At 51.9% G+C, this 26,249-nt stretch carries 24 protein-coding genes and 1 pseudogene; 6 read left to right on the top strand and 19 right to left on the bottom strand.

Going from position 1 to position 26,249, the window contains the following annotated elements; all coding sequences use genetic code 11:
- Positions 1–4 precede the first annotated feature (4 nt).
- The gene (locus tag EYC87_RS05215; protein WP_279251946.1) at positions 5–1,012 is read right to left on the bottom strand and encodes an alpha/beta hydrolase family protein; all 1,008 of its coding nucleotides are present in this window, start codon (positions 1,010–1,012) and stop codon (positions 5–7) included.
- Positions 1,013–1,107: 95 nt separating this feature from the next.
- Between EYC87_RS05215 and EYC87_RS05210 the strand changes: the two genes are divergently transcribed.
- Positions 1,108–2,133: an ester cyclase gene (locus tag EYC87_RS05210; RefSeq protein WP_279251945.1), complete on the top strand. Its 1,026-nt coding sequence runs from the start codon at positions 1,108–1,110 to the stop codon at positions 2,131–2,133.
- Here EYC87_RS05210 and EYC87_RS05205 read toward each other — a convergent pair.
- The 4 genes from EYC87_RS05205 to EYC87_RS05190 form a co-directional block, all read right to left on the bottom strand.
- Positions 2,123–3,127, bottom strand: coding sequence for a nuclear transport factor 2 family protein (locus tag EYC87_RS05205; protein ID WP_279251944.1), 1,005 nt, complete (start codon positions 3,125–3,127; stop codon positions 2,123–2,125). The two genes, EYC87_RS05210 and EYC87_RS05205, sit on opposite strands and share 11 nt — an antisense overlap.
- Positions 3,128–3,145: 18 nt before the next feature.
- Positions 3,146–4,756, bottom strand: a complete 1,611-nt coding sequence (locus EYC87_RS05200; protein ID WP_279251943.1) for a sodium:solute symporter family protein — start codon at positions 4,754–4,756, stop codon at positions 3,146–3,148.
- Between the two features lie 5 nt (positions 4,757–4,761).
- Entirely contained in the window at positions 4,762–5,736 is a 975-nt protein-coding gene (locus tag EYC87_RS05195) for a nuclear transport factor 2 family protein (RefSeq protein ID WP_279251942.1), read from the bottom strand.
- A 75-nt stretch (positions 5,737–5,811) separates the two neighbouring features.
- On the bottom strand, positions 5,812–6,864 hold the full coding sequence (locus tag EYC87_RS05190) for a cupin domain-containing protein (RefSeq protein WP_279251941.1): 1,053 nt from the start codon (positions 6,862–6,864) through the stop codon (positions 5,812–5,814).
- Between the two features lie 116 nt (positions 6,865–6,980).
- Here EYC87_RS05190 and EYC87_RS05185 point away from each other — a divergent pair, with 116 nt between their 5' ends.
- Positions 6,981–7,871, top strand: coding sequence for an amidohydrolase family protein (locus EYC87_RS05185; protein WP_279251940.1), 891 nt, complete (start codon positions 6,981–6,983; stop codon positions 7,869–7,871).
- Here the strand turns inward: EYC87_RS05185 and EYC87_RS05180 are convergent, their stop codons facing one another.
- From EYC87_RS05180 to hisD, 5 genes are read right to left on the bottom strand one after another with little or no spacing between them, the layout of a single operon-like run.
- The gene (locus EYC87_RS05180; protein ID WP_279251939.1) at positions 7,872–8,627 is read right to left on the bottom strand and encodes an HpcH/HpaI aldolase family protein; all 756 of its coding nucleotides are present in this window, start codon (positions 8,625–8,627) and stop codon (positions 7,872–7,874) included.
- A gap of 4 nt (positions 8,628–8,631) precedes the next feature.
- A complete protein-coding gene (locus tag EYC87_RS05175; RefSeq protein ID WP_279251938.1) occupies positions 8,632–9,777 on the bottom strand; it encodes a cobalamin-independent methionine synthase II family protein in 1,146 nt (381 codons plus the stop codon).
- Positions 9,774–10,505, bottom strand: coding sequence for an alpha/beta fold hydrolase (locus EYC87_RS05170; protein WP_279251937.1), 732 nt, complete (start codon positions 10,503–10,505; stop codon positions 9,774–9,776). Before EYC87_RS05170 ends, EYC87_RS05175 begins: the two co-directional genes overlap by 4 nt.
- Positions 10,506–10,516: 11 nt before the next feature.
- A complete protein-coding gene (locus tag EYC87_RS05165; protein ID WP_279251936.1) occupies positions 10,517–11,500 on the bottom strand; it encodes a LacI family DNA-binding transcriptional regulator in 984 nt (327 codons plus the stop codon).
- A gap of 37 nt (positions 11,501–11,537) precedes the next feature.
- The gene (gene hisD, locus EYC87_RS05160; RefSeq protein ID WP_279251935.1) at positions 11,538–12,821 is read right to left on the bottom strand and encodes a histidinol dehydrogenase; all 1,284 of its coding nucleotides are present in this window, start codon (positions 12,819–12,821) and stop codon (positions 11,538–11,540) included.
- 140 nt (positions 12,822–12,961) lie between these two features.
- On the opposite strand from hisD, the gene EYC87_RS05155 reads away from it, so the two are divergent.
- Positions 12,962–13,231, top strand: coding sequence for a hypothetical protein (locus tag EYC87_RS05155; protein ID WP_279251934.1), 270 nt, complete (start codon positions 12,962–12,964; stop codon positions 13,229–13,231).
- A gap of 299 nt (positions 13,232–13,530) precedes the next feature.
- The gene (locus tag EYC87_RS05150; RefSeq protein WP_279251933.1) at positions 13,531–14,283 is read left to right on the top strand and encodes an SDR family NAD(P)-dependent oxidoreductase; all 753 of its coding nucleotides are present in this window, start codon (positions 13,531–13,533) and stop codon (positions 14,281–14,283) included.
- A 76-nt stretch (positions 14,284–14,359) separates the two neighbouring features.
- Here the strand turns inward: EYC87_RS05150 and EYC87_RS05145 are convergent, their stop codons facing one another.
- The 5 genes from EYC87_RS05145 to EYC87_RS05125 all read right to left on the bottom strand — a co-directional run bounded on the left by EYC87_RS05145 (position 14,360) and on the right by EYC87_RS05125 (position 19,697).
- Positions 14,360–15,112, bottom strand: coding sequence for a glutathione S-transferase N-terminal domain-containing protein (locus EYC87_RS05145; protein WP_279251932.1), 753 nt, complete (start codon positions 15,110–15,112; stop codon positions 14,360–14,362).
- Positions 15,113–15,124: 12 nt separating this feature from the next.
- Positions 15,125–16,606, bottom strand: a complete 1,482-nt coding sequence (gene gltX, locus EYC87_RS05140) for a glutamate--tRNA ligase (protein ID WP_279251931.1) — start codon at positions 16,604–16,606, stop codon at positions 15,125–15,127.
- Positions 16,607–16,711: 105 nt separating this feature from the next.
- Entirely contained in the window at positions 16,712–17,443 is a 732-nt protein-coding gene (truC, locus tag EYC87_RS05135) for a tRNA pseudouridine(65) synthase TruC (protein ID WP_279251930.1), read from the bottom strand.
- Between the two features lie 4 nt (positions 17,444–17,447).
- Positions 17,448–18,512 carry a type II asparaginase gene (locus EYC87_RS05130; protein ID WP_279251929.1) on the bottom strand — a complete coding sequence of 355 codons (1,065 nt, stop codon included), beginning with the start codon at positions 18,510–18,512 and terminating at the stop codon, positions 17,448–17,450.
- 267 nt (positions 18,513–18,779) lie between these two features.
- Positions 18,780–19,697, bottom strand: a complete 918-nt coding sequence (locus EYC87_RS05125; RefSeq protein ID WP_279251928.1) for a LysR substrate-binding domain-containing protein — start codon at positions 19,695–19,697, stop codon at positions 18,780–18,782.
- 149 nt (positions 19,698–19,846) lie between these two features.
- Here EYC87_RS05125 and hchA point away from each other — a divergent pair, with 149 nt between their 5' ends.
- Both hchA and EYC87_RS05115 read left to right on the top strand, forming a co-directional pair.
- A complete protein-coding gene (gene hchA / locus EYC87_RS05120) occupies positions 19,847–20,701 on the top strand; it encodes a glyoxalase III HchA (protein WP_279251927.1) in 855 nt (284 codons plus the stop codon).
- 142 nt (positions 20,702–20,843) lie between these two features.
- Positions 20,844–21,929, top strand: coding sequence for a zinc-dependent alcohol dehydrogenase family protein (locus EYC87_RS05115; protein ID WP_279251926.1), 1,086 nt, complete (start codon positions 20,844–20,846; stop codon positions 21,927–21,929).
- A gap of 727 nt (positions 21,930–22,656) precedes the next feature.
- On the opposite strand, the pseudogene EYC87_RS19460 reads toward EYC87_RS05115, so the two are convergent.
- The 4 genes and pseudogenes from EYC87_RS19460 to EYC87_RS05100 form a co-directional block, all read right to left on the bottom strand.
- Positions 22,657–22,941: pseudogene (locus EYC87_RS19460) on the bottom strand (IS6 family transposase); the annotation flags it as partial.
- Positions 22,942–22,983: 42 nt separating this feature from the next.
- The gene (locus EYC87_RS05110) at positions 22,984–23,814 is read right to left on the bottom strand and encodes a Rossmann-fold NAD(P)-binding domain-containing protein (RefSeq protein ID WP_279251925.1); all 831 of its coding nucleotides are present in this window, start codon (positions 23,812–23,814) and stop codon (positions 22,984–22,986) included.
- A gap of 188 nt (positions 23,815–24,002) precedes the next feature.
- Positions 24,003–24,737 (bottom strand): hypothetical protein, encoded by a 735-nt coding sequence (locus tag EYC87_RS05105; RefSeq protein ID WP_279251924.1) that lies wholly within the window; start codon positions 24,735–24,737, stop codon positions 24,003–24,005.
- 77 nt (positions 24,738–24,814) lie between these two features.
- Positions 24,815–26,242 (bottom strand): coniferyl aldehyde dehydrogenase, encoded by a 1,428-nt coding sequence (locus EYC87_RS05100; RefSeq protein ID WP_279251923.1) that lies wholly within the window; start codon positions 26,240–26,242, stop codon positions 24,815–24,817.
- Between the last annotated feature and the right edge of the window lie 7 nt (positions 26,243–26,249).

Genomic DNA, 26,249 nt, shown 5'->3' with positions numbered 1-26,249 from the left:
AGCTTTAGCGGTGGCGCCGGAACCATTGAACATCTCGCACCACTGCTGCTGAAAAGGCCTCGCCGCTAAACAGGTGATCCTCACCTGGAATGACTTTCAGCTGATATTCCCCGCCGGACAAATACAGGCGAGCAGCCAGCTCAAGTGAGTTTATCACTGGCGTTGCCTGGTCTCCCAGAGAATGCTGAATAGACAATGGCGAGCTTATCGATGCCGCCTGGCTAATCGCCGATAACTGATCAACAGTGGCACTGGGGTCGATATCAACCAATTCCGATTGCAGCGCGTTCAGCAGTACTTTCTTGCTCTCACTATTATCTTCTGCGTTTGCAGACTTCAGTGTAATAGCCATCAACTGAGCGCGCTTATCTGAACCCGCCATGGACCAGACTGAACCAGCCCTGACTCTGTCACCCAAGGCCTGCATGGCCCTGAGCGTGATGGGACCTCCCATTGAATGACCCAGCATATAGACCCTGTCCAAATTCAGGTCAGCCAGGGAACTCAATGCGAGAAAGCACGCGATAGCGTCACGGCTATACCAGGCATCAGCCAAAGCGCGCTGCGTAAACTCCTCCCCTTCCGAAACATTGTGCCCTCGATAATCTGGCGCTATTACCGCAAACCCGGCTCTGGCAAATGCCTGCACCGTTTCCCGATAATAGTCGCCAGGGCGGTCACTTTGACCTGCTGTGTTGAAACCATTAAGCGGCGGATTAGGATGAAAGCCGTGGTTGAACTGAACTACAGGCCAACCGCCTTTTGGCGCTATGCCAGCAGGCCGAAGCAAAAGAGCGTACTGACTAAGACCGTCGACTTCAAAGCCCAGGACTTCCCTGCGAATCCCCTCAGTCGCGTGATTATTGCGAACATGGTGAAATTCATAGCTTGCATCCAATGCCATTAAACTGAGGTCTGCAGGCCTTACACCACCCTCTTCACCCATAACCTGAATTGCGAGGAAATAACTCAGCCAGATCAGTGCCCAGGTATATTGAAGTCTGTTACACATTTAATTTTCCGCCAGCATGACTGTGCCCTAAAGGGGTTCTTTGTTATCCTCCAGTGATATGACTTCGAATGCAAGCGCAGCGAACAAGGACAAAAATGACAGACAGACATAACGCTAACAAGCGGCTCGTTGCGCAATTAACCAGCGCCCTTTACGACTACAGTCCAGACAACGTTTGCAAGACGCTTAACTCGCTGTTTAGCGAAGATGCACTCATACACCTGTCCTTTCCTTTTGAGAGCCTTAGAGGACCCGATGCTCTTTTCAAAAATGCCTATTGTGGACTGTACAATGCAATTCCCGATCTGGAGCGCCGCGATCATATCGTGATTGCCGGGCCAACCAATCACGCCGACAACTGGGTGGGTTGCTGTGGTTATTATACCGGGAGTTTCGAAAAGCCCTGGCTAGACATCCCTCCCACGGGGCACCAGGTGGCTATGCGGTTTCACGAGTTCTTTCGCATAGAGAACGACAAAATCGTAGAGATGCAGGCAATTTGGGATATACCGGAGGTGATGCTGCAGGCAAATGCCTGGCCTATGGCTCCCAGCCTGGGGCGGGAATGGCAGGTGCCCTCCCCCGCCCTGCAAAACGGAATCGTTCAGGGACCATGGGATCAAGCGCACTCGGCCTCCAGCCAACAGTTGGTCAGCGATATGTGCGATGCATTGGGGAACTTCGCTGAAGGCGGTGTGGAGGCGATGGAACTAGAGAAGTACTGGCATCCTCGCTGCAGCTGGTACGGCCCTGCGGGCATTGGCACTGGCCGCGGTATCGCGGGCTTTCGCAACTGGCACCAAATACCGTTCTTAAACGGCTTACCCGATCGAGTCGGAGACGCAGCCGCAGGCCACTTGTTCTCTGACGGAGATTTTGTTGGTTTTACGGCTTGGCCAGGAATGCACATGAGTGTGGGTGGCGACGGGTGGTTGGGAATAGCGCCTTCGGGCCAGCAGATAACAATGCGCAGCCTGGATTTCTGGCGCTGTGAAAATGGGCTGATTCGTGAAAACTGGGTGCTGGTTGACCTGTTGCACGTCTATCATCAGCTGAATGTGGACGTGTTTGCCAGACTGCGAGAGTTCAACAAAGCCAGGCCGGGCCTGCTCAGGGGTTGAGGATCTTACTAGTGCGCTCTAAAACATCCAAACCCTGCTGTTTAAGCCAGTAAGGTATGTCAATAATAACCCAGTTCTCTATCAACTTATCGCCTTCTCGACGATAAACATCTACCACGCGCATATGCGTCTGCTCTCCTCCTGGTAAGCCCATAAGACCGCCAGTTGGTTTATGGGAGAGATTGGGCCAGCCGAAAAAACAGGCAAAGTTACCCTCTGCAAAACGACAAACGTGGCCGTTATAGGTTTTGCCGGTGAGTCCTTCCCTGAACGGATATTGATGTTGCTCCTGATACCTGGGAATCGTGTAAGAAGCTCCAATTCCTGCAGGGCCGTACCACAGCATATTTTCATCCCAGGTTCTGGCCAGATACTGCTGTGAGCAATTGTCATCGCCCGTTTTGTTAAGCTCTTCAAGGTCAGCAATCATTGCGTTCAGGACGTTAAGGGTTTTTATGCCCTCTTCCTCAGTTTGTTGCTCTAAAACAATGCCATCATGGTTGCGTGGTCCAGGGCAAACAAAAGAGGCGCCCGTCTGGGGTGGTAACGGATTACAACCTACCTGCTGCATCAGCCCAACAATATCGAGGAACATTCCGGTCCTGACGATTTTACCATCAGCAATACAGTTGAATTCGGCATAGCGCAACATGACCATCTTGCGCGTTGCACGAATTCCCAACCAGTCGTCATCAAACAGCCCCATGAAATGGCCCATGCTCATGACCCATTGATCACCGTCAATCTCGCTACTGCCTGCAATAAAAATGTCTTGTCGCCGCTGAAGTGATTGGAATGCATTGAAAAGCGGCTGCCAAAAGCCAGCGGTAATTGCTGCATGTCCACGCATTTCATTAAACGGGTAGCTACCGAGAAACTCACAGTCGTCACTGGCAAATCGACCTAACACCGCGCCGACGGAATCTGCACTGCAGCCTTCCAGAGCGTCAAAATACTCCAGAACAAGGCTCTTGTTCTGCTGGTAGTCGGCCATTAAAGAATCTCCCGATAATTAAGGAATTAAGTCGTTAAACAAATACAAGAAGGCTATGGTCGCTGCAAATAAAGCCAGCAAGTAATAACTGATGTTATCCACTCGTCCGGGAATAACAAACCAGTTCCCATCTTTTTCTTCCCGCCCCTCTGCCAAATACTGCGCTTTTTGACCCACTACAGTATAGGGGGAGTAATCTTCCTGCCGCCCATCGATTATAAGGCTGGCCAGCAGAGACACGCTGATATTTACCGCACCGCCGATGGCGCAGAACCAGGGCCAGGCAATGTCTGTTCGCGTAGCCACATACCAGACCACAACAAAGCCCACGGCGACTCCGATCAGCAGGCCACGTTCGGTGGTATGTTTTGAAAAGAAGCCCAAAGCGAACATACTCAGCTTGGCGCCGACAAAATAGGACCCTACTTTACTCAGGGTTTCCAAAATAGAGCCTTCGCTTTCGGCAAACATAAGGGCTGGAACCACAATCAGCGCCGCCCAGAACACCGTGAACGCTCGAGAGACTGCTAGATAGTGTGCACCAGATTCATCCGGTCTGAAATAGCGCTGGTAGAAGTCGATGGTCGAAACAGTAGACATCGAATTGAAAGCCGAATCGAGGCTGGACATACTTGCCGCCAAAACTGCTGCGGCGATAAGCCCCATGAGTCCCGGCAAGCCGTAATCGGTGGCAAACTGGAGAATAATCGTATTGCCGTTTTCGAACTCCCGGCCACCATAGTATGAGTAGAACAACACGCCCAACAGAATGAACAAAAAATAAATAAAGAAAGCGCCAAAGCCCATCATCAAGAATGACTTTTTGGCATCGCCAATATTTTTTGCGGCCAGGGTACGCTGCACCATCATCTGGTTGGCGCCGTAGACAGTAACATGAAACAGGGTCATGGCGATCACACCGGACCAGACCGTTGTCACTTTAGTAAAATCAAAACTGAAGTCCAAAGCGTTCGTACGTCCTTGTGCCTTTAACTCTGAAAGCGCTTCCACCACAGGAACCGGCATTTCTGAAAGCAGCGCAAACAGAATAACAAATGCACCCACAAACAAGATTCCCGCCTGGATAACGTCAGTCCATATTACGGCTGCAATACCCCCCATTGACGTATAAACAAGCGCAATAAGGGTCACGATGACAATGCAGTACTCGACCTGCAAGCCGGTAATAAACTCCAACACCAGCGAAGTCGCGTAGAGAATGGCTGCCGATGTTAACCCCTGGGACAGGAGAAACACACCAGACATCACACTCCGGGAGGTGGGCCCAAAGCGCTTCTCCTGGTACTCGTATATTGATGCCACCCCGCTGTTGAAAAAGAACGGTAGGAAAAAAGTGACTACAAAGAAAATGACCAGCGGATAGTTCAGGTGTATGGCTATGACAGACAATCCGTCTGTATAGGCCCAGGCGGGTCCGCCAAGAAAAGTCAGCGCACTGACATAAGTGCTGACTACTGATATACCAATCGCCCACCAGGGAATACTGCGGTCACCCAGGAAAAAGTCGTTCGCCGACTCGATTTTCTTCCCAAGATAAAAGCCAAGACCAAGATTGGCGATTACATAAATCACCAGGATCGACCAGTTCAGCGTGCCGAATTCTGTCATTGTCACTACCTGTTTGTTATTGCTCTCATTTGTGCAAAGACATCCAGACCCATCTGGTCCAGCATGTGCGGTATATCAATCGCCACCCAATTCTCTTTCAGGAGATCGCCCTCTCGTCGCCAAATATCCATGACGCGCAAACTCAAGTGTCGATTCGACGGCGGCAAGCCCAGCCAATCTCCTCCGGTATGGGTACCGTGCATATGTGGCCAACCACCTGTTGCAACGTAGTCGCCGCAAGCAACGGTACAGGCGTGATGATCAACGTCCCGGTCTGGGAATCCCTTGAGAAACGGCCCCTGATGTTGGCGGCGGAAACCTTCAATACCTCGGGTAGTACCGATACCCGCTGGGCCATACCACATAAAATCAGGGTGCCAGAAGTTTTCCAGGTCCATGCTGTCGAGAGTTTTCCCGTCGTATTTGCGCAGGCAGTCGAGCATATCCATTATTAGTTGCGCTGTACCCATGCTTCGGTCCGGGTTGCTGTCAGCACCGCAAATGCCGTCAAGACTGGTCGGCGGCATCATTAATCCGGAATGCCCCAACGAGGAGCGCAATGGGTATACCCCGGCCTGCTGCATTGCATCAAGAAAATCAGGGAACAGGTAACACTGGGTAATACGGTCATTTTCAACACGCACCAGTTCTGAATAGCGCAGATATAGTGTTTTCCCCGTAGCTGGTATACCAAAAAGTGGTGCACTGAACGTACCTATAAGGTAGCCCGTTCCCGCAATCCATTGCTCACCCTGATAGTCTCCGGGGATATGGATAAAAGGCTTACGCTCAAGGTCAGGCATGGCCTGGATCATCGGCAACAGGAAGTCATCGACGACGCTGGAAACACCCGCCAGGTCATTGACCGGGTGGCACGCCGACCATTTAACCTGTTCACTCAGGGTCGCCGCGGCGACTTTTCGAATCTGTGCTTCATTAGCGCCTGAGAGCGCTGCATAGAGTTTGTCTATGACACTCATACTGAATACTGCTTTCCTTGTTATTAGAATAGAAATCTGGCCAGTTGCGGCCTGCCGATCGTAGAGCCCTTACCGCTAGCGTGATGCAGCGGACTGCACAGGGCTCTCCATCCAGCCTGGTGCAGCGGGTGCGTTCCCGCCTCTAACCACATAGCTTGTCACCAAGCTGCTACCCTTATTGGTGAAGCCATGCATGAGATTGCGAGGCACCGTAAGAACATCACCCTCTCTCAACTCCAGTTCACCGCCATCCCATTGATAGATCAGACTACCTTTATGCAGGCACACTACCTCTTCTTCTTCACGTGAATGAAAAGGTAGAGTTGCTGCGGGATCGAAGTCCAAACGACGCACCTGAAAGCCATGGTCCCAGCTCATCTTGCCGGCCTGAATACCCTCAGCTGCGCTAGCTGGCCCAATCATTGCGTACTCGGAGACACCGGTAACGCTATCTGTTAACGCAGAGCCAGCGAGTTGTCGCTGCTCAGTGATGGGCATAACGCAATCAAGCATTTCTGCCACGCTCATCACCCGATGAGAATTTACCTGCTCATCGGTGGTCTTGGGCATAGGTCGCTCTCCCTGGGGCACTTGCTCGCCGCGGGTAGTATCCACAAGCAAACCGCTCTCCAGCAATACCAGACCGTATTCACTAGCCTTGTCGAACACGTCAGGTGCCCACATCACATGCCCGGGATCATCACGACCAAGTACCGCAAACAGGTAACCAACATCGTCGCCCACATTTTCAAAACCACGGAATACGTTAACGGGGATACTGATGCAATCGCCAGGGCCGAGTACAGCCTCTCCATCCTGGCACTCATCTCCCCAACGGAACGCCCACTGGCCACTATGAACGATAAACACCTCTTCTGTTTCATGGCTATGCTGGGAGTTCGCACACCGAGGGGGCTGCCGCGCGCCGCCAATATTAAAGCCGTGGGCTTCCTTGATGTGCACGTGTTGATCCGGGTGTTCTGCAACACCGGGGCCAATAATGGTGAAGTTTTCTTTTTTATCGCTTCCCGGTGTATAGGTATCTACAAAAGCGTTGAGACAGGGACGCAACTCAGTGTAGCGCACAAGGCGTTGCCTCATTTTTTCGGGAGTCCATTCTTTGGACATTCTGTTACTCCAGTAAAATCTCGCTCAATAGCCGCGTGTTTCTCTTGCGCTGGCTGTCCGATCTGTGAAAATGTACTTCGAATGCAAATATTTAGCAAGCCCGGGAACCAAACATCATGACAAGCACCGATTTGCACTTTGTAGACGCCCATCATCACCTCTGGGATTTGGGGCACTGTAACTATCCCTGGCTGATGGCAAAGGGCAAAATGCGTTTTTTTGGAGACCCCGGCCCCATACAAAAAAACTACCTGATCGATGATTTTTTAGCGGAATCGCCCGATTATCGGCCGGCAAAGAGTGTACATATACAGGTAGGCGTGGCGGCAACCGACGAAGTCAAAGAAACGGCCTGGCTACAATCCCAACAGCCCTACCCTCATGCCATTGTTGCAGCAACCGACCTGCGTGCTAAAAAACTGCAGACAGCCCTGGAGGCACACGGTCAATCAGACCGCCTGCGCGGATTTCGGCAAATACTGGGCAGGCACGAGCTTGAGGACAAGAAACACGGAAGTGATGCGCTACTAAAAGACACTGACTTTTTACAGGGACTCAGCCTACTCGCCGCCCAGGGCCTGTCATTCGATCTGCAAATGGTGCCACCGCAAATGGACCAAGTGGTTGCACTCTTTAAACAGGTACCGACGCTGCCCGTCGTGCTCTGTCACGCAGGTTCTCCGTGGGACCAGTCCCAGGCTGGATTAAGAAGCTGGCGCGAAGGTCTGGAGAAATTCGCAGCCCTGCCCAACACCTATTGCAAGCTGTCGGGGCTTGGCATGTTCAACCCCCATTGGAATGAAGCTGCCTTGCGACCAATAATACTGCAGGTACTGGATACGTTTGGCCCGACGCGAGTGATGTTTGGCTCTAACTTCCCGGTAGATAAGCTCTACAACAATTACGGTTGCCTATGGCAGACCTATGATCGGGTGACGGCTAATTTCAGCACTACCGAACGCCAGCAGATGTTCTGCACCACAGCTGAAAATTTTTATCGAATCTGACTAGCGCGGAAATGCGCTTACCAGGTTAGCAGCGCCCTGCAGTAGGAAGCTGTGATCAGAAGACAGCAGAAACAAGCTGGCACCCGCTTCCTGCCAGCGCGGAATTTCATCGATGTTACCGACGAACATGCCTACCGGGCGTCCCGCATTAACAGAGCTCTGGCAAATTTTTTCCACTGCCTGTATCACTGAGGGTTCGGCAGGCGAACTTGCGCCTAGAGCCACCGTTAGATCAATCCGTCCTATAAACAAACAATCGATACCTTCCACCGTCGCAATTTCGTCGATAGCGTCCAGTGCTTCCAGGTCCTCAATCTGGGCGACAACGACCGACTGCGCTGCACTATCATCGAGGTGTCTGGGCATTGCCTTAGTAGTGTAGCCAGCGGCGCGGGTAGAACCGGCATAACCGCGACCACCGGCACCAAACTGTGCTGATGCCGCGACCCTTTCGGCCATCTCTGGCGAAGTCACATGAGGTACAACCACTCCCGTTGCGCCGCAATCCAAAGCATTGAGAACATGTTCCGGTGCCGCTGACGGCACACGCACAAGAGACGGCATTCCCTCACTACGCAGGGCGTAAAGGCACTGATCCTGAACAAGTCGATCAAAGGGTGAATGTTCCGCATCAAGGCACAACAAGTCCAGCGCACTCTTGCCCAGTACTTCGCACAACATCGGCGATGGCGTTTTAACAAAACTGCCAAGCAACTGCTCCCTAGCGGCTATCCGGGTTTTCAGTGCTTCGGGCATTAGCTCACTTCCACAGATTTTGGCTGGCTAGGGCAGCGCCCTCGACCATGGCTCCTAATTTAGCGTAGACAATATCTTCGTCTACCGCACCAAATCCTGCAAAAGTCGAGAATCCGCAATCGGTACCCGCAATAACGCGTTCACGGCCAACGATACTGGCAAACTTTTCAATACGCTGTGCTACCAGTCTGGGATGCTCAACAAAGTTGGTAGTTGAGTCGATCACTCCGGGCACCAGCACTTTATCTTCCGGGATATCGGCGTCGCGAAACACTTCCCACTCGTGGGCGTGCCGAGGGTTCGAGGACTCGAACAATAGCGCCTGTGGCTTAGCTTTCATTGCAATTGGGAGTACCGTCTCCATAGGCGCATCACAGTGATGCGGTCCCTCGTAGTTGCCCCAACAAACGTGTAGGCGCACCTTTTCCGCGGGTATATTACGCAAGGCATCGTTAAGCACCTCCACGTGGAGGTTGGCCATGGCGATGTATTCTTCCTCGGGTTTGTCCTTGAACAGCATGTGGCGCCCAAGACCCAAATCCGGTGAATCCAGCTGAAGAATAAAACCTGCATTGACGATCGCTTCGTACTCTGCCCGCATTGCATCGCCCAGCGCCTGCAAATAATCACTGTGGTTGCAGTAGTGTTTGTTAGGCTGGAACAACGCAATAACGCCAGGGGACGCAGCGTTCATGAACCCTTCTGCTGCGCCATGCTGCTGGACCGCTGCATTAAAATTGGCCAGGTCTTCCTCGAGCGGTTGCATATCCTTAACAGCAATTTCCCCCACACAGCAGGGTCTTTTGTAACTGGGCGTTCCGCCAGAGCTCGCCTGACGCGCCAGGAAGCCGGGAAATTCCTCCAGGTCTGCAGGGGGATTGCGCTCACTGTCACCGGCAAAACCAGTAATTCGGTCCTTGATATAGGTAGCGTAACTAATCTTGCTCATCTCACCGTCGCTAACAATATCTACGCCTGTCTCTACCTGCCTGCGCACGACCTCATCCACTGCGGACTTAATCGTAGCGGCGAGATTATCGACATCATAGGGCTGTTCATTTTCCTTGGCAAAAACACCATCGGTGACAGCCTTGGAGCGTGGCAAACTTCCCACATGAGTTGTTAAAATTTTATCTGTACTTATTTTCATTGGATTGCACTCTCGTCGTCTGTAAGCCAATTCAGCAGCGCGGCGTTCACCGCATTAGGTTGTTCCATAGCGGAAAGGTGTCCGCACTCCGAAATAATGCTTAGCCTGGATGATTTAATCAGAGTGGCCAATTCCCGATGCAAGCTCGGCGGACAGAGGTCATCTTCTTCACCGCACAGCACCAGAGCCGGACAATTAATAGTTGTCAGTGTATCGGCGCTATCGGGTCTATCGCGCAAAGCCTCAGATTGTCTTACGAAGACGTCATCACCCAAGCCCATACCCATATAAAGCACATCGTCCAGCAGAGCAGTATTATCTCGATGGCAGCGGGCAAGGTAATTAGGTTTTAGCTCATCGCGCAGAATTGCTCCCAAAGCACCTTGCCTCACCTTGTCCATTTGGCGATTCCGCATTGCGCGCTTTTCATCAGTGTCGGCATGATAGTTGGTATCGAGCAATGCTATTCGCTCTATCCTTTGTGGCGCTTGTCGCCACATTTCCATCGCAACGATTCCGCCCATGGATAGGCCCGCTAGCGCAAACTGTTGTGGAGCGTTATCCAAGACATTCGAGGCAATGGATTGAATATTGTTATCCCCAGTTATGTCGCCGTGGAAAACTGAACAAAGTGGTGAAATCGCCTGAACCTGTGATGCCCATAGGCCCGCATCGCACATCATGCCCGGCAACAGCAATAAATTTGTACTTCGAATGCATTCGGGCATAAATAAAAAGCCTAATTACGCACGCTGCTGCCATCTCGCAGCACGCCCGAAAAAACACGCTTTTCTGGCGGCAAACTCTGATCATCAACCCGGTCCATCAACATGGACACGGCGGCCTCAGTCATGCTCTCCACTGGCTGCGCAACAGTCGCAAGGTCAAAGCTGGACCAGGATGCGGCGCGCACTCCGTCAAAGCCCACGACTGACACGTCTCCTGGAACGTCGTACTCGAGGTGAAAGCGCAGTTCGTCCATAGCGCCAAACGCCATCATGTCGTTAGCGCAAATGATGGCATCAGGAGCACTACCCCTCAGCTCGATTATCTCCTGCACAGCCCTGCGTCCGGACTTGTAACCATAATCGCCAGTTACCTGTGTCACATCGGTAACGCCAGACTCATGCAACCTGTCAATCGCCCCCTGCGTACGCTGCATACTTACCACCGAATCGGCGGGTCCAGTAATAATGGCATAGGATTTATGCTGGCCACTTTTTGTCAGACGATTGATCAGGGCTCGCTCACCGCCTACCTGGTCGCAACTAACAGAGCTGACAGGTATGTCTTCATAAGAGCGATTATAAAAAACCAACGGAACATTGCGCTCTTCGAAAGTAACGATTTCATCAGGTGAAAAGTGTGCTGCGGCAATCACACCATCTACCTGGTATTGCCAAACCCGCTCCAGAGTGCGGCTGACATCGCTTTCATGATCCAGCGTGAAAAGTAACACGTGGACACCACGCTCAGTAAAACGAGCACTCAATTCAGAGACGACTTCGGGATAAAAATTCAAATTGGATACGATCACCGCGACCATGTTCGAACGTCTAGTGATCAAACCACGGGCAATCGCGTTGGGCGTATAGCCCATTTCCTTGACCGCAGTCATTACCCGCTCGCGCATCTTTTTAGAGACACTGGCGCCCGGTTTAAAGCACCGAGAGACTGCCGATTGCGAAACACCGGCATGCAGAGCGACGTCGTAAGACGTCACATGCCTTTTCGTGTTAGCGAAATTTTCTTTGCGGGTACTACTGCCGGTTTTTGCCATATCGTCTTACGCGAATATCTGCTTGTTCTTTATGACCCGCGAACCCTTCAACGGCACACAGGCGAGAACAGTATTCACCGACCATGGCGGAGGCTTCGGGGGTTACCCGCTGGAAGGTACAGGTCTTTATAAACTTACCCACCCAGAGCCCGCCAGTATAGCGCGCCGCTTTCTTTGTTGGCAAAGTATGGTTGGTACCTATGACTTTGTCACCGTAAGACACATTGGTCTCCTGGCCAAGGAACAGTGCGCCATAGTTACTCATGTTCTCTAGGAAATAGTCCGGGTCCCGAGTCATTACCTGCACGTGCTCAGAGGCAATCACATCAGCCACCTCAACCATTTCTTCATAGCTATCGCACAAGATGACCTGGCCATAGTCTTTCCAGGCAGCGCCAGCAATTTCGGCAGTAGGCAGAACTGTCAGCTGTCGCTCTACTTCAGCCATGGTATCCAGCGCCAATTGTTCTGAGTTGGTTAACAAGACCGCTGGAGAATTAGGGCCGTGCTCAGCCTGCCCCAATAAGTCTGTAGCACACAGCTCGCCATCGCAGCTGTCATCGGCAATGACCAGCGTTTCTGTGGGGCCAGCAAACAAATCGATACCCACACGCCCGAACAGTTGACGTTTGGCTTCTGCCACGAAGGCGTTACCAGGACCCACTATCATATCAACGGGAGCAATTGTTTCTGTGCCAATCGCCATCGCCCCTACGGCCTGCACACCGCCAAAGCAGTAAATCTCATCGGCTCCTGCCATATCCATGGCGACTACAATCGCTGGCGACGGTGTTCCATTAAACGGAGGTGCGGCTGCAATAACTCGTTTGACTCCCGCGACCTTGGCGGTAACCACAGACATGTGCGCAGATGCCACCAGCGGGTACTTACCACCCGGAACGTAGCAACCAACGCTACTCATCGGAATATGCTTGTGACCCAGAACAACGCCGGGGAGTGTCTCCTCCTCCACATCCACCATCGAATTACGCTGGATCTGCGCGAAGTTACGCACTTGCTCCTGGGCAAAGCGAATATCGTCAATGACCTGTTGATCCAGCTCTTTATAACAAGCAGCGATCTGATCTTTACTCAGGCGAAAGCGCTCAGGACCCCAGCTATCGAATTTCTCTGAGTAGTCGCGAATGGCAGCGTCGCCCCGCGTTTCGATCTGCCCGAGAATTTCCTCCACGATACCTCTAACTTTTGCGTCCTGAGTCTGGACTTCCTCGACGGGCATTCCTTCTTTGAGGTACCTGGCCACTGTTCTATCTCCGGGGTGCTATAAGCGTAAAACCGCATGCTAAACATTTGTGACTTCGAATGCAATTTATCCGATATAATCTCTCGATTTGTCGCGGCAGCTCAGGAAACATTGGTGAGATGGGAATTGGAACTCGATGTATGACGACCGCAAAGGCACTTATCTTGATAGGCGGCCTGATACTGACGACTGCAACAACAAGTGCCAACCCTGAGCCGGTCAAGCCCGATTGCACGACTGCCCCTGGCGTCTGCCTGAAATCGCTGGAGGAGCTGTCCACCGAAGCGCTGCGTCAGCGTCAGCGTCAGCGTGAGTATCACAGCACACTCAAGACATTGCACAAAGTAGCGCGCAAAGACACACTCAGAACCTACATGCTCGGCTATCAGTCGGACTCGTTAGCGCTCTAAAGTCGACTGGACCTGCCCTCTTGCGAGCCGCCTGAATACGGCTATCCAGGACTTATACTTGCTCCGAGCTGGATTTCCCAAAAAGACGCATTAACAAAGTCAGGAGGACAGGCTAAAGTTTATATTTATCCCGGCAATACGCACTCCTTGAAAACCAGCAGACACAGCTGGTTCTCACCGCCCGGAACCATAGATGGCGCGCCTGTCGCTTTAAGCTGTGACCGCAAACTGTTTAAACGTTAAGGTCTCACCGACTGACGTTAATTGAGCCTACTCTAACAAGTACCTAGGAATTGAACATGAATGACGACACACCATCTTCGCCTTTTCGACTTGATAAAAAACGTGCGTTAGTAACGGGCGCAGGCAAAGGAATCGGCCGTGCCTGTGCTCAGAGGCTGGCAAAATCTGGAGCTAATGTCATCGCCGTTGCGAGAACAGAAGCCGACCTGGAAACTCTGGCATCCGCGCACCCTGGGCTCATCGAACCATGGGTAGCCGATGTGACTGACGAGAAATTCCTGCAGCGCATTGAATCGCTGGAGCGACTGGACATTCTAGTCAACAATGTCGGCACCAACAAACCACAGCCGTTCACTGAGGTGGAACGTGAAACTCTGGATCTTATCCTCAACTTGAACGTGCGCTCCGCCTTCCTGGTGGCACAGGCAGCCGCTCGAGTAATGGTGAAACAAGGTTCAGGATCGATTATTAACATGGGTTCTCAAATGGGACATGTCGGCGCCAAAAACCGCGCGGTCTACTGCATGACTAAGCACGCCATCGAAGGACTAACCAAAGCAATGGCCGTTGAACTCGCAGTGCTCGACATACGCGTCAATTCAGTCGCTCCCACTTTTATTGAAACTCCGCTTACCAAACCCATGTTCGAAAACCCTGAATTCCATCAGGACGTGATCTCTCGTATTCCTATGGGGCACATCGGCCAGGTGGATGACGTAGCCAACGCTGTGTTGTTTTTGGCAAGCCCCGCGGCCAACATGGTGACAGGAGACAGCCTTAAAGTAGATGGCGGCTGGACAGCGGTTTAACAGCCCTTCTATAGGGCGCTGGCGCCACTATGAACACTTTTGGGGAACGGATTAGTGAGCCTCCCCGCGATCACCATCAGTCCGAATAATATCGGTTCAGGTGAGCCAGAATATCACCAGACTCGAACATACCCACATCCTGGCCGGGATCATAAAGAAAGGGAATCGATACCCTGCCCTCCCGGTGCATAAGGTGACGCCGATTAACCAGATGGCTTTCAGGGATGATGTTCAATGCATTGCGCACCGGCGGCAACAGCCATTCCTTTAGCTTGGTGCGACCACAATTGCGGACGATATAGGGGATTTCCATTTCACACAGCTTCTCTCGCACGATCCGGGCGTAGGGGCTGGACTCAAAACTATACAGTTCCAATAACTGTTCTGGCTCTTTGCCGGGATTCGCTTGCATACCCTGCTTCATACGCGGTGCGCTGGCCAGCATGGAGCCTGCTGTCTGAAGTCGACCCAGCTTCCACTTGAGTGGTAAGTCACCGTTACCATAAGTGGCGAATAGATAGTCGATGATGTCGAGAGACTCGTACATTTCCGCGCCAGTGTTAGGGTCTATCAAATAGGGAAACTGGGCCTTACCGCCCAGCTCTACCAACTCAGGACGAAAACGTTCACCGTTCTTGGGGCAAGGTAGAATCAACACATCCAGATCCAGTTCAGTAAGGGCTTCGCGCACCAGGCGGCAATAGGGACAGTTTTCTATATCGTAAAGTTGCAGAAGCTCGGCCGGCTTTTCGGCGCCTGGTGTGACCTGAATGCCGCTGGTACCCCGAATCAAGGTCGATACGAATGACGTGGCTACACCTGATGACATACAACAACTCCGTTATAGGGTTTGATACTCTTTTTCCAGACGCTTCATGGCTTTTTTCGATACGCCACCCAGGATAGAGATTGCATGACGCAGTCTTGATCGGCTCATATCCGGACCCAACATCTCCATGGAATCGACGACGGAGAAAGATGCACTGGTGCCGGCTATGGCAACAAATATTGGCGCCAGGAAGTCTTTTACCTTGACCCCGGAGGCATCAGCCACAGCCTTTAGCTCATTCCAGATATTGTCCCGATTCCACTGCTGTAAGGCTTCCATGCGCCAAAGAGCAAACTGCAGTCCCTTGACCACGTCTTCCTTCTCACCTTTAACGCCGGCAAAGCTGTCCTCATCAAGCGGCAAAGTTCCTGAGACTAAAAAGCCCGCCAGAGGTGCGAAGTCGCTTAAGGTTTCCATGCGCTTTTGCGCATGCGGCAGCACTTTCATCAAGTTGGCCTCGTTGTAAGCCCAATCAACCAGACGCTTGGCCAGCTGCTGCTCATCCAGGTCCTCTCGAATCCACATACCGTTGAGCCAGGAAAGCTTCTCAACATCGAAGATAGGTCCACCCAAAGAGACACGCTGTATATCAAAGTTTTCCTGCATTTGCTGCAGGCTGAATTTTTCACTTTCATCGGGCATGGACCAGCCCATACGACCCAGGTAGTTCAACAGCGCTTCTGGCAAAAAACCCATGCGCTGGTAGTACAAAATACTGGTGGGGTTCTTACGCTTGGAAAGCTTTGACTTATCGGGATTACGCAATAACGGCAGGTGACAGAGCTTGGGCATATCCCAGCCAAAGTACTGGTAGAGCAGTACATGCTTGGGTGCTGAATTAATCCATTCTTCACCGCGTAACACATGGGTAATACCCATTAGGTGATCGTCTACGACATTAGCCAAGTGGTATGTAGGCATACCATCTGATTTCAACAGAATTTGCGCATCCACCATACTCCAGTCAAGCTCAATAGTGCCGCGTAGCATATCGTCTACCGAACACGCGCCCTCCTCCTCAGGCACTATCATTCGAATCACATAGGGCTCACCGGCAGTTTCACGCTTTGCGACTTCCGCTTCGGGCAATTTAAGGTCAGACGGCTTTAGCGCAGAACTGCTGCCCGCAGCACGCAGGGCTTCGCGCAACTCATTGAGCTCGCCAGCTGTGCGGTAGCAAACAAAGGCCTTGCCCTCATCGACCAACTGGCGGGCGTAGTCGCCGTAGATGTCCATGCGTTCACTCTGGCGATAAGGACCGCAGTCTCCACCCACATCGGGCCCCTCGTCCCAACTAAGGCCAAGCCAGTTCAGCGAGTCGAGAATTGCCTGCTCAGATTCCGGCGTACTCCGCGTTTGGTCGGTATCCTCGATACGCAGGACAAACTGACCTCCGTGCGCCTTGGCGAAGCACATATTGAACAAGGCGATATAAGCGGTGCCGACGTGGGGATCACCGGTAGGTGATGGCGCAACGCGAGTACGAACGGTCATGACAATCCTGGGGTAGTTTTCAAGAGCGGCGATTATACGGCCTCTCCCGCCTAAATCCCACTGGCTGTCAGTATCTACGAGTTATGAATATGCCTTTAATAAGCATTACGGCGACGGCTCCTTCCAGCCAAAAGCGCTAAGCACGCGCTGGAATGCAGCGTCCAGTCCAGCTTTTATATGCACCGTGTCGCCATTCACAGGATGGGTAAAGTCCATACCGGTACAAGCCAATAACAAACGGCCACAGCCGTATTTTTCGGCAAAAAAACGATTGTGAACGCCTTTTCCATGCTTCGCATCGCCAATAATGGGATAACCCAGGTGTTTCATATGCCTGCGAAGCTGATGTTTGCGCCCTTGCTCAGGCTGCAGGGCAACCAGCGAGTAGCGACTCTGGGGATAGCGATCTACCGCGTAAGGGATTTCAACAGTATCCAGACGCTCAAACCGGGTAACAGCGTCCCTCGTCGGCCGCGCCTGAGTGCGATTACGATCGGCTATTTTATCTGGCTGATCTTGCAGCGCATGATCGATCACTCCTTGTAGAGGGCACCATCCCCGGACGACTGCCAGGTATGACTTCAACACACTATGATCAGCGAGTTGCTCAGAAACCGCTCTTGCAACCTCAGGTGTGAGCGCGAACAGGAGGACGCCAGAGGTAGGCTTGTCGAGGCGATGCACCGGGTAAACCCGCTGACCAATCTGGTCGCGAAGCAGTTGCAGGGCGAAACGGGTCTCATGCCGATCAATTGGACTACGGTGCACGAGCAGCCCGCTCGGTTTATCGATGGCAACAAGGCACTCATCCCGATAAATAATCGGGAGCCGTTCCATCGCTTCAGTATTTATTGAAGTAGGCCTGGACCTTGGCTGGATCATCGGTTTTGGTCAGGATCAGCTTTAGCAAGACTCGAGATTGAGCAGGGTTCAGTTCACCAGAGGCTACAGTGCCCATCGCATCGTCATCGGTTTCCACGTTACGCCCCACAGTGCCGCTGGTCACCCGAGTAGATCGAACCACCACAACACCTTCGGCTCGGGCACGCTCTAGCGCCTGGAGCGCGTCACCCGTCATATTGCCGTTGCCGACACCGGCGGTCACTATGCCTTTTGCTCCGTTGTCCACAGCGGCGTCAATTAAATCAGGGGAAACGCCGGCACTGATGTAGATGACATCTACCCGCGGTAGCACCTTAATACCCTCTACCGAAAATTCGGAAGCGCTGGTGTGCGTTCGGTATGGAGAGCGGTAGTAACGGTTCTCACCGTACAAGGTTGCCCCCATAAGACCTCGTTCCGCAGAAACGAAGGTCTGCACGTCGGTGGTGCTGGTCTTAGTCATACCGCGAGCACCGTGAATATCATCGTTGATGACAATCAATACTCCCCTGCCCTTAGCCTCAGCATCAGCAGCAACTGCAACTGCATTGAAAATATTTAACGGCCCGTCAGCCGACAAAGCGGTAGCAGGTCGCATCGCTGCAGTCATCACCACAGGTTTATCACTATTCACAATCAGGTTGAGAAAGTAAGACGTCTCTTCGATGGTATCCGTACCGTGGGTAATCACAATGCCATCTACGTCCTTGGAAGCCAGCAAGGTATTCACGCGGTCGGCCAGTAGCAGCCACACTTCATCGCTCATATCCTGGCTACCCACATTGGCGACTTGTTCACCGCTGATATCGGCCAGCTCACTGAGCTGCGGGACCGCACCGATCAGCGTTTCAACGCCGACCTCTCCAGAGGTATAGCCTGCCTGAACCCCCGTGGCCGCAGCACCTGCTATGGTACCCCCGGTTGCCAGAATGACGATCTTCGCTTTCATGGGTTCTCCCGCCAGAGCGGCGCTGCCGGTCAATATAACGATTGTCAGTACCAGTATCTTGCCAAAAACATTCATAATTAATCTCTTTGGTAACAACGCAGTAAAGCATAAGTATCGGTGAATTGCTGATCGCGCTCAAGCCAGACGGCGTGGCTGATTATGTCCGGTAGAATCTGCGCCGCTTATAAGCATTCACCTATCAACTCTAGAAATTTGGGCGAGTTAACTTGGCGATATCACCCCTGCGGCTCAGTGGCGGGCACCCTGGCCTCCGTGTGTGAAAGAGCTCCTCCGTGATTCCCGAGCACAATCCGTTCCCTGCGTGTTGCCATGCTTACAGGCCTACGTCGCTTGAACAACGTCGGGCATTTCATGCAAAAGAAAATCGACCAGTGCACGTGTCTTTGCCGGTACAAATTCTCTCTCCGGGTAGACCACGTAGATCGGCAGGCTGCCGATTGAACAGTACCCTGGCAAAACAGGCACCAACTTCCCATCTCGCAGGGTGTCACCCAGCAAACCCTTATCGATAAGTAAGACACCGACGTGGGCAAGGGCAGCCGATATCAATGCTCCCGGGTCGTTAATGGATAGCGGTCCGGAGACTGTCACTGTCTCTTCGCCCTCATTGCCGACAAACGACCAGGCCTTCATGGCAAGTTGTGAGTTCTGGTAGAACAAACAACGGTGATGTAAAAGGTCCGAGGGCGTTTCCAGCGGCGGCGCGGTGCTCAAGTACTCAGGACTGGCGCACAGCACGCCTGCTAGTTCTCCTATCTTCCGGGCGACCAATGAGGAATCTGGCAAATAGCCAACACGAATGGAGACATCGACGTTTTCTGCGACCATGTCGACGAAGCGATCTTCCAATTGCAGGTTCACATTCACCTGTGGGTACTTCGCGAGAAATCGTGTGATGAGCGGGACCAGCTGAATACGCCCCTGGGCACTGGCACATGTCACGTTCAGATTGCCTGCCACTACCGACTGGGAATCCTCGCTAATGTGTTCAATGGACTGCAGCGCCAGCTCCACTTTTTGAGCCTCCAGGAGAACCTGCTTGCCGACTTCCGTGAGGGCGATCCTGCGCGTGGTTCGATTGAACAACCGGGATCCAATTTGCTCCTCCAGGGCTGCAAGCTGTTTGCTGACAGATGACCGGCTGATACCCAGCAGCTGGGCTGCCGCCGACAAGCTCCCCTGTCTGTTTATATGGGAAAAAAGAATCAATCCCTGCATATTCTGGTTTTTTACCGCCATTATTACCTCTAGTGTTTCGATTTTGGAAACAATGTAGTGATTGTTCTGCGGCTAATCAAGCGCAGGTGCCTGGGGTACCATTCGACTGAATAAGCGTTAGCACGCTGAAATTTCGTTCTTTCTCCGCAGACCATCTGAAGACTTTTAAGATGCTGAAAAAATTGTTGGGCATTGCTCCGGGGCTTGAGTCAGATAATTCTTACTCACCCTCAAAACTCGCGCTGAAGTTGGCAACCGTTGATAAGACTGATTTCGACGACACCCGATACACGCAGTATCGGGGCAAGCGGTCGAAGATATTGGTTATCTGCACCGAACAAAAAAATATGATGATGCAGAATGGCAAATTGTTCTCCACCGGGAACCACCCCGTAGAGACATTGGTGCCAATGCTGCATCTTAAGAACGCAGGTTATGACTTCGAAATAGCGACACCGACGGGAAAGCCGGTTGTTTTTGAAACATGGGCGTTTCCCGGTAAAGATGAGCAGATCAAGTCATTGCATGATAAGTATGCGTCGAGTTTCAGCCAGCCAAAAAACCTGCAGGTACTCGCTGGCGAAATACTGCCAGACCCAGAATGCTATGCTGCTGTTTTCATTCCGGGAGGCCACGGTGCAATGCTGGGTATTCCAGTGGATGAAAATGTGCAGAAGATTCTCAACTGGGCGCATGAGAACGAGCTGTTCACCGTTACGCTTTGCCACGGGCCTGCGGCGTTGCTGGCAACTACACTGGGTGGTCAGGATTTCCTTTACGCAGGATACAACATGGCAGTATTTCCTCATTCGGTCGACAAAATGACTCCGAAGATTGGTTACCTGCCAGGGCAAGTGTCCTGGGCACTAAGCGAAAAATTGACTGGCCTGGGAGCCAGAATTGCCAATAGCAAGGCGGACGATACCGTGTGCCTCGACAGGAAGCTGATTACAGGTGCCAGTCCTGACGCAGCGAACCAGTTGGGAAAACTGGCCGCCCGGACCTTGTTGAAGGAACTGCAGTAGTGAGAGCTGGGACGTTCTCATTTATAATTTGAACCGGCAAACCGGTTCGCATGACTGTTACAGTTGACATGCGACAAACAAAAACCAACACGCTATCCGTAAACGATCAGTCATCTGATCCAACAGCACTCGGGACTTCATTATGAACTACCTTTTCCAACGCGCCATAGTGGCATGTCTTCCATTTTTTGTGTCTCTGGCAGTCGCGCAAGACAGTGGTGCGGCAAAACTCACGTACGTTGAAGTGGATAAGTTGGGCAACCCTGCTGACGTTGTGAAAATAATGACGGAAGCAGCGCGCCCACTTCAGAGCGGCGAAGTCAGGATAAAGGTGCTCGCCACACCGATCCATCCATCGGATCTGTTACAGATCAGTGGGAACTATGGGGTTGACCCTTCGCTGCCTTACACACCAGGCAGCGAAGGGGTTGGCCGCGTGGTGGAGACCTCCGCCGAGGTCGCTTATCTGCAGGTAGGGCAATTGGTGCTGCTGGCCGGTGGAGGCACCTGGCGAGAGGAAATCGTTGCCCCCGCGTCTCAGTTCATACCCATCGCGGATAGCGCTTCCATAGAGCAGGAAGTAATTGAGCAGCTCGCCATGGCTGTGGTAAATCCATTGACGGCATTCTTGTTGCTGACGACGTTCGCCGAACTTGGAGAGGACGACTGGATCGTGCAAAGTGCTTCGAACTCTGCGGTTGGGGGCTACGTTATCCAGCTTGCGAAACAGCGGGGCGTCAAGACCGTAAACGTCGTACGCCGTGAGGGCCTGGCTGAGGATTTACTTGCCAAGGGTGCGGATGCAGTTCTGATCGACGGTCCGGATCTCGCAAGCGAGATTGCCACTGCGACCGGCGGTGCGCCGGTTTCGCTGGCGATCGACGCGGTTGGCGGTTCAACCTTCGCCAGACTGGCAGCCAGCCTGGATTACGGCGCCACCCTGGTTTCATACGGAGTCCTCTCCGGCCAACCCGCGAACTTCAATCCTGCGATGTCCATTTTCAACGACATTCGCATACGCGGCTTCTGGCTGGCCAAGTGGTTCGAAACGGCAACAATGGAACAGCGGCAGGCGGCTTTCGGTCAGATTATTCCCCTGGTTGGGGGTGGATCACTGAAGGCTGATATCGACTCGCGCTTCAGCATCGATGAGATACAGCAGGCGGTATCGCGGGGGGCCCAGCGAGGCCGCAACGGCAAGGTACTGATTGTGCCAAACACGCAGTAGAGCGACGTTGGGGTGGCTCGATGAATGAGTTCCACGGTCGGATTGCCTGCATCGATTTCGTATTCCTCGATATAACGCGACGTTAAATCGGCCAGTGTGATTTGCTGCTATGTTGCGCAGATTACCTCGGTTTCCATCAATTGAGCCTCCCGCTTCCTGGCCGATGCCTGGACGTCTTTTTTGCTATATTTGTCAGCGAGGAATTGCTTTGTCCTTACTCGCTGCACGCCTTTATAGCTGTACTTGATCCGCAGTCGCCATGTGCGGCCTCCGTTTTTAAAAGGTATTAATCGAATGCTCGCCATAAAAACTTCCCTTTCTATGCCCTGTTTCTCCGGTTTTCTAAAGGCTATGAGTTCAAAAAGAGAATTAAACGCCCCTTTGGGGGACATCGGGATTCTCGATGTCCCCAGGATGTCCCCGAGATTTCAAACAATACCGGAACATAAGGGTTTAACTAGGGTGAAATACAATTGAAAAAAGACACCGAAAACGCCGCAAACCCAGTAAATACGGGGTTTTCAGGGAATAGACGCCTTTCTGTGGCCCCGATGATGGATTGGTCCGATTTTTTATATTTTTCAATTAGTTATATATCTATGTGTGCACGACATGTGCAGCCAGAGCGGCTACAGAAATTGACCAATGACTGGAGCGACGCACTCACTGTGCGACCACCTGGTTCGTAGCCACAATTGTTGAATGTTAGACCTATATAAATCAATAACTTAGATACGGCCCGCCACAGGTAGTGCTGCTTGCTATTTATTTTCACAAAGACCTCATCTATGAAGAATGTGTCGCCGTAACCTCGGTGCTTTCGTTTCAATCTTCTGGTGTATAGGGCACCGAATTTGATGCACCAAAGTTGGATTGATTCGCGCGTGACGGTAATACCTCGTTCAGCAAGTAGATCTTCAACATCACGATGACTGACGTTGAAACGATAATAGAGCCAGACAGCGTATGAAATGATGTCAGGTGGGAATCGGTGGCGCTTATAGGTATTCATTCGCTGATTCTACCAATTTCAGCGAGTTAAGTTGTCAGTACGCTATTCCCCCCTCAATAGATACGCCTTTGTATAGGCAAGGCTATCGCCGTTATCCAGCAAAGTACCGTTGGGTAATTCCTGAGTACGGGCACTGATTTCCAACATAGCCTGGCCCAGCTCTTTTGAACTGGTGACCAACTTCCCGGGGCGCAGTAAGACCTCGGTAATATGATGGCCGACATTCGTCGTTTCACTGATCGGGCGTATATAACCCGAGCGATAACTAAATGACCGCAGCCCGGTGCCCTCGGCCATGGCCGCCACATCCCGTTCGGTTTTACGTTTATCGTGTGCCCAGGGCGCATCGCTGTCGCCGGTGCCCATACCGGCAATAAAATGATAGGCCATGGGAGAATCAATGTGACCGGCAGCTCTTCGCGCGGCTAACCAGGCCGGCACAAAGGCCGCGGGAAAGTCCACATGAATCAGCGTGTAAGTCGCTGCGTCGACGCTCATGGAAGAAGTGCCCAGCGCCCATAGCACCGTGCTAACCTCGCCAAGTTGACTATCGAGCTGGGAATAATCTGTAAAGTCCTTGTGCATAATCACTGAGACTTTATCGCGGGCTTCAACAGATGCGATATAATCCGTGCTGCGCCGAGTAACGACATAGACTTTTTCTACTTCATTATCCTCGACAGCGGCTTTTAATAAACCGCCACCGGCTGAACCTGTCGCACCAAAAACCATCACCACCTTATTGGCGCTGGTATCGCGCTCGGCATTGTCTGCGGGCTCTAAAGACCCCTGAGTTGCCGCACCCCAAACGTTGAAACCAATGATCAACGCAAAAACCACTGCAAGCATAATAGCCAACCATTTTATTATCATAAAATAACCGTTTGATGTCTTTTTAGAAAAAGTTATAGGGGGGAGCTCAATCCACCGCCGTCAATAAAGGAAACCGACCCCGCTGGGCTTCGACAACATCCCCGATGAACTGCGTGTTCAGCAGGTTATCGGGGATGAATGGATTTACCCTAACGATCCACGTATCGCGCAGCTGGACTAGAGATTACTTAGGCCGTTTGTCTGGCAGCAGCCATCGCTGCTTTGAAATGAAAGCCCATTGCGATGAAGACGATTACCATGATATTGAACGTGACTTCGAAGTAGCCGTCAATCGCGGGCAGATCTACAATACCGACCAGCAACGCAGCCAAGAGAACGTGATAGGAGATACCAATATATCCCAGAGTAAGCGCCGCAATTTTTGAAGCCACTGAATCGCCGTACAGTGGAACCGCCACCAGCAGAGCAAAAACCGCCCACATCCAGAAACCAAGATTCTCGAGAGACTCGTATAGCGAAAACGCGACGCCCCCATTCAGTATGCGAAGTAGTGGATCAGCCAACTCAGCACCAGCACCGGTCACACCGCTTGAAAGGACCTCTGCTAACTGAGGTATGGTCCACACCGCCATAAACTTCGGGATAATATAGCCAACAACGGACACCAGAACCACCATCGCCGCGAGTATCGCGCGCAGCGGATTCTGCCCCCTAATCTGCCAGGCAATCCCAAATAAAATGCAGCTCGCAAGGAGCATAGCGACAATCTGGTTTACCCAGCCGGCGATAAATGCACCTCGGTTGGTAATCAGCCAGGCCACACGGTCTGCGTGTTCCGCTGTGGAACCTGCGGGGATATCCAGTGGCAAATACATGGAGACCACCCCCGAGACGATCACCAGGATGGCGGACCAAAAGCCCAACCGGTTAATTTGGTAATCTAGTGTGATTTTTGTGCTCATAACTTTTCCTTTTTATCTATATTTAGGTTCGGGAAATTCGGATCAACATGGTGTCGTACACCTGAGGAAAATCATTTTTATGGTTTTGTCTGACTGCGAATAGAGGAATCAAAAAACTTCCCATAAGGCGGGCGGAGCAGCCTGAAAGGATCCAGCTTCGACTGGACATAAACGGATTTAGCATGACTAAAGTTTTTAAAGCCATCAAAGCCGTGATAGGCCCCCATACCACTTTCTCCCACACCACCAAATGGTAGGTCTGGCTGGAAGATATGCGCCATCATATCATTCACCACCATGCCGCCGGACGCAGTCTGAAAAGTGAGCTTTTCTATCTCTTGTTTATTGCGTCCAAAATAGTACAAGGCAAGCGGACTTGGTCGTTCGTTGATATAGTCAACCACTTCCTGCATCTGTGTGTACCCAACTATCGGTAAAAGAGCTCCGAAGATTTCCTCTTGCATGACCCGGCTGTTCGTATCGGCATTCAAAATCAAAGACGGTAATACCCGACGCCCACTGTTTTGAGTATCGTACAATGGGACTACCCGAGCACCGGCAGTTTTGGCCTCGGCAACCATCTCCCTGAGGCGGTCAGCATGCCTCTGGGTAATGATATGGGTATAGTTTTCATCATTGGCAATATCAGGATACATTTTCTTTACACTCGCCTGGCACGCCGTCACAAACTCTTCCACCAAGTGCTCAGGTACAAACACCGTATCAGGACACAGGCAAATTTGACCGCCATTAAAGGTTTGTGACCACGTCACTTTGTCTGCCGCCAGCTTAATGTCTGCAGTAGAGGAAATAACCACGGGATTCTTTCCTCCCAGTTCCAACGTTACTGGCACTAAATTCGGTGCTGCGGACTGAGCAACCAGGCGCGCGATGTTGGTTGATCCGGTAAACAATAGATGATCAAATTTCAATTTGGAAAATTCTGCCGACACCTCTGGCCCACCCAACACCACTCCGAACTCTGTTTCATCAAAACTGCCAGCAATGATCTCTGCCATCGCCTGGGAGGTCTGGGGGCTAAGCTCAGAAGGTTTCAACATGACTCGATTGCCCGCGCCAAAAATGTCCGCACTCGGCGCAAGAGCGAGGTTTACCGGGAAATTCCAGGGTGAGATATTGCCCACGATGCCGAGCGGCATATATTCTACTTTGGATTTAGCGCCCAATAACCCTAAGGGAAATCTACTCTTACGCTTCTCCGGCCTCATCCACCGCTTGAGATGTTTACGAACATGTTTGAGGTTCTCTAATGTCGACATGATATCAGACACACGCGTCATCAGATGAGAACGATTTTCAAAATCTTCCTTCACCGCCTCTAACAGGCGGTGCTCATGACGAACTACCATATCGATCATGCGGTTGATACGATCTTGGCGAAGCTCAAAGGTAGGATAAGGGTCCTTTAATTGGGCCGCCCGTTGACTATCAAGCAAACGCTGCAGGTTCGCAGTTTCTGCAACTATCGTCTCGTTACTGTTCATATTGACT

The organism is Candidatus Seongchinamella marina, assembly GCF_026262685.1.
Lineage (GTDB): Bacteria > Pseudomonadota > Gammaproteobacteria > Pseudomonadales > Halieaceae > Halioglobus > Halioglobus marinus.
The sequence above is the reverse complement of the archived record's forward strand: the minus strand, read 5'-3'. Positions and strand labels throughout refer to the sequence as shown.